General features: G+C 68.8%; 4 protein-coding genes. 3 read left to right on the top strand and 1 reads right to left on the bottom strand.

What is annotated here, in order from left to right:
* Window positions 1-209 precede the first annotated feature (209 nt).
* The 3 genes from GSQ87_RS23190 (at window position 210) to GSQ87_RS19720 (ending at window position 3,421) form a co-directional block, all read left to right on the top strand.
* On the top strand, window positions 210-1,787 hold the full coding sequence (locus tag GSQ87_RS23190) for a DUF2239 family protein (RefSeq protein ID WP_158917412.1): 1,578 nt from the start codon (window positions 210-212) through the stop codon (window positions 1,785-1,787).
* Between the two features lie 91 nt (window positions 1,788-1,878).
* Window positions 1,879-2,916: a proline racemase family protein gene (locus GSQ87_RS19725; RefSeq protein WP_158917410.1), complete on the top strand. Its 1,038-nt coding sequence runs from the start codon at window positions 1,879-1,881 to the stop codon at window positions 2,914-2,916.
* Between the two features lie 79 nt (window positions 2,917-2,995).
* A complete protein-coding gene (locus GSQ87_RS19720; protein ID WP_158917408.1) occupies window positions 2,996-3,421 on the top strand; it encodes an OsmC family protein in 426 nt (141 codons plus the stop codon).
* A gap of 167 nt (window positions 3,422-3,588) precedes the next feature.
* On the opposite strand, the gene GSQ87_RS22865 is transcribed toward GSQ87_RS19720, so the two are convergent.
* The coding region (locus GSQ87_RS22865) for a methyl-accepting chemotaxis protein (protein ID WP_254063118.1) at window positions 3,589-4,132 on the bottom strand (544 nt) is incomplete at its 5' end.

The raw sequence follows: 4,132 nt of genomic DNA, 5'->3' as shown, positions 1-4,132 counted from the left end.
CCAGCCAACGCCATGAGCGGCGTACCTGCCGCCCCAGCCGGTATACAGCCTCACCCCGCACCCCTACCCGCAACGCCGCAGTAAGGGCTCCGCGCGCCGGACATAATGGTGAGCGGCGGTCGCCAACCATAATCACCAGGATATATCTTGCTTCGGATTTCTATCCGGATAATTAAATCCTCGCTTGGGCTTGAGCGAGGGGAACGCAGGTGTCTGGGACCGCGATTGCCTTCAAAGGCGTGAACCGCATCGCCCTCGGCGACCTGGCGACGGTCGTAGCTCAGGCCAAGGCCCTGCTCGATGTAGACCCGACCGCGTCGGTGCTGATCTTCGACGATCGGACGAGCGCCCTCATCGAGGTCGATTTCCGCGGCTCACGAGACGAAGTGTTGACGCGGCTGAGCGCGCCAGAGACGGATGGCCAGCAAGACGCCCCCCGGCGTGGCCGTCCCAGGCTCGGCGTCACCGCCCGTGAAGTCACGCTGCTACCCCGCCATTGGGACTGGCTCGGTCGCCAGCCCGGCGGCGCGTCGGCCACCCTGCGCAAGCTGGTCGAACAGGCGCGGCGCGAGGATACAGCGGGCGAGAGGGTCCGTGAGGCGCGCGACGCGCTGTATCGGTTCGCCACCGCCATGGCGGGCGACGCCCCCGGATACGAAGAAGCGCTGCGGGCGCTGTTTGCAGGTGAGGCGGAGCGATTCGCGGGCGCGACGGCGGCCTGGCCTGACGATGTCCGCGAGCACGCTTGGAAGCTAGCAGCCCTCGCGTTCGGCTTTCCGCCCTCCCCGCTCGACGCGGTCATCCCGTTCGATCGGCGCGGAGCGGTGCAGCGGGCGGTGGAGACCGCCTTCCCCAAGGCCGAAATCGATGCGGCCGTTCCCGTCCTCGGCGGCGCCTCGGCCGCGCGCGTGTTCCGCTTGACCATCGGCGGCGCGGATCGGCTGTTGCGCGTCGAGGGCGCGGTCGACGCGATCCGCAACCCCGCCCGGCAATACGCCTGCATGCGGATCGCCGCCGAAGCCGGCGTCGCGCCTAGCCTGATCTACGCCGACGCGCGGGATGGGGTCGCGATCACCGATTTCGTGACTGTCGCCGCCCCCGATCCAAGCCGGACGCGGGAAGACCGGCTGCGCGCCCTGGTGCAGACCGTCCGCACACTGCACGCTGCCCCCCTGTTCCCGCCGCTGGTCGACATCTTCGAAGGGATCGGCGCCGGCATTGCACAGACGGGCGTGGCGCAGGTCCTGCCGCGGGCCAGCCAGAACCTGATGGCCCGGCTGCATGGCGAACTGGCCAGGGCTTACCCCCGCCGGGAACAGGATCGGGTCTCGAGCCACAACGACCTCAACCCCGGCAACGTCCTGTTCGAGGGCGACCGCACCTGGATCGTCGACTGGGAGTCCGCCTTCGCCGCCGACCGCTACATGGACCTCGCCGCCGCCGCCAACTGGTTCGCCGCTGATGAGCGCGAGGAGGCGCTGATTCTCCAGACCTATTTCGGCGCCGCGCCCGACGACGATCGCAGGGCGCGGTTCTTCATCATGCAACAGGCCAACCGACTGTTCTACGCCGCCATGCTGCTGAACGCCGCCGCGGCCGAACGGCCGGGATTTCGGGTAGCCGTGGCCGATCTGCATGCTCTGCGCCTGAGCGAAATCCGCGGCGAGATGGCGTCGATGGCGAGCTTCGACGGCCGTGTCCGGTTCGCCCAGGCGTTCCTGAACTCGGCCGCCCATGATTTCGAGACCGCGCGCTTCGCATGGGCGAAGGCCCACTTGCGGGCGTAGCGATATCTGATCGACTCTGGCCTGGAGCCGCTTCACCCGATTATGGTCCCGGCCGCTCCCCCAGTCGGTGAGCGCATGTATGGGAGCGGCCATGACGGGACGGATGATATCGGTGGTCGGCTGCCACGCGGAGGGCGAGATCGGCGACGTGATTATCGGTGGCGTACTGCCGCCGGCGGGCGCCACCATGTTCGACAAGATGCGCACTATGGAGCGCGAGCACGACGACGTCCGCCGCATCCTGCTCAGCGAGCCGCGCGGAAGCGTGGCGCGCCACGTCAACCTGCTGGTCCCCTCGACCCGCCCGGACTGCGACGTCGGCGCCATCGTCATGGAGCCGACCGAGTACGTGCCGATGTCGGGCTCCAACACCATCTGCACCGTCACCGTGCTGCTGGAAACCGGGATCGTGCCCATGCACGAGCCGGAAACGGTGGTCACGCTGGATATGCCGGGCGGGGTGGTGAGGGCCCGGGCCGCCTGCCAGGGCGGCAAGTGCGTGTCGGTGGAGTTCGACAACGTCCCCTGCTTCGTCGACCGCCTGGACGCGGAGATCGAGGTCGAAGGCGTCGGTCGCATCCGGATCGATGTCGCCTACGGCGGTATGTTCTTCGCCATCGTCGACGCCAACACGCTCGGCTTCTCCATCGCGCCGTCGGAGGCGCGGGAGCTGGCCGCGCTAGGAGAGAAGATTCGGTTGGCGGCGCGCGCCCAGCTCGATGTCGTCCACCCCGAGAACCCAGACATACGAGGGGTCTCCATCGTCCAGTTCGCCGGGCCGTTCCAGGGACCGGGCAAGGTGACGCGCAACACCTGCATCGTCGCGCCCGGACGCTCGGATCGCAGCCCCACCGGGACCGGGACCTCGGCGCGGCTGGCGGTGCTGCGCGCGCGTGGGCAGATCGGGGTCGGCGAGGAACTGATCCACAGCTCCATCATCGGCTCCCAGTTCCATGGACGCATTGTGGGCGAGACCACGGTGGCCGGTCGGCCGGCCGTGCTCCCGACCATCCGCGGGCGGGCCTGGATCACCGGCTATCATCACTACCGGGTCGACCCGACCGACCCGTTCCAGACCGGCTATGTGGTGGCCGACACCTGGGGCGCGACCGGCGCCCTGGTGCAATAGGTCGCAGGGGCGCATCCACCATTCGAGCCCGGCGTTTCCCCTGCGCTTCCTTCCCGAGACTCCCAAAGGAGATATGACAATGAAGACTTCCGGTTCCGCCGTTTGGCAGGGCGGTCTCAAGGACGGCAAGGGCGAAATCTCGACCAAGAGCGGCGCCCTCGCCGCCTACCCGTACGGCTTCGCCAGCCGGTTCGAAGGCAAGCCCGGCAGCAACCCGGAAGAGCTGCTCGGCGCGGCGCATGCGGCCTGCTTCACCATGGCCCTGTCGCTGATCCTCAACGAGGCCAGTCTTACCGCCGACCGGATGGAGACCACCGCGGAGGTCTCCCTCGACCGGCAGGACGACGGCTTCGCCATCACCGCGGTGCATCTGACCCTCAAGGCCAAGATTCCCGGCGTCGATCAGGCGCAGTTCCAGGAGCTGGCGGCCAAGGCCAAGGCCGGTTGCCCGGTCTCCAAGCTGTTCAAGGCGGACATCACCCTGGACGCCACCCTGGAAGGATGAGGTCCGGCGGCGCGTTCAACCCGCCACCTCGTCATCCCAGAAAGCGCGTTTAGCGCTTATCCGGGACTCAGGAGAGTGGGCGCGCCCCTGGGTCCCGGCTCTCCGTTCGGCTGCGGCCGGGATGACAGGTTAGAGCGCCTGATTTCAGCCCCGGCTTAGGCGTCGGCTTAGAACTCTTCCCAGCCGTCGGTGTCGGCGGCGGGTTTGCGGGCCGCGCCGCCGCGCCCGACCGTCTTCATCGCCGATGCGGGGGCGTGGGACCTCGGAGCGGGGGAAGGTCGCGTCTGACGGACGGAGGTGGTGGCCTCAGCCCCGGTGCGGAACTGACCGATCAGCCGGGCCAGGCTCTCGGTCTCCTGGGTCAGGCCGTGGCTGGCGGCGGTGGATTGCTCGACCATGGCGGCGTTCTGCTGGGTCACCTGGTCCATCTGGTTGATGGCGGTGTTGACCTGGGCGAGCCCGGTGGCCTGTTCCTGGGCCGAGGCGGCGATCTCGGCCACCACGGCGTTGATCCCGGTCACCTGGGTGACGATCCGTTCCAGCGCCTTGCCGGTCTCGCCGACCAGGCTGACGCCGGAGGCCACGTGTTGGGCCGAGGCCGAGATCAGGCCCTTGATCTCCTTGGCCGCTTCGGCCGAACGCTGGGCGAGCGCCCGGACTTCGGAGGCGACCACCGCGAAGCCGCGTCCCGCGTCGCCGGCGCGAGCGGCT

The sequence above is a fragment of the Caulobacter sp. S45 genome (assembly GCF_009765965.1).
Classification (GTDB): Bacteria; Pseudomonadota; Alphaproteobacteria; order Caulobacterales; family Caulobacteraceae; genus CAHJWH01.
The sequence above is the reverse complement of the archived record's forward strand: the minus strand, read 5'-3'. Positions and strand labels throughout refer to the sequence as shown.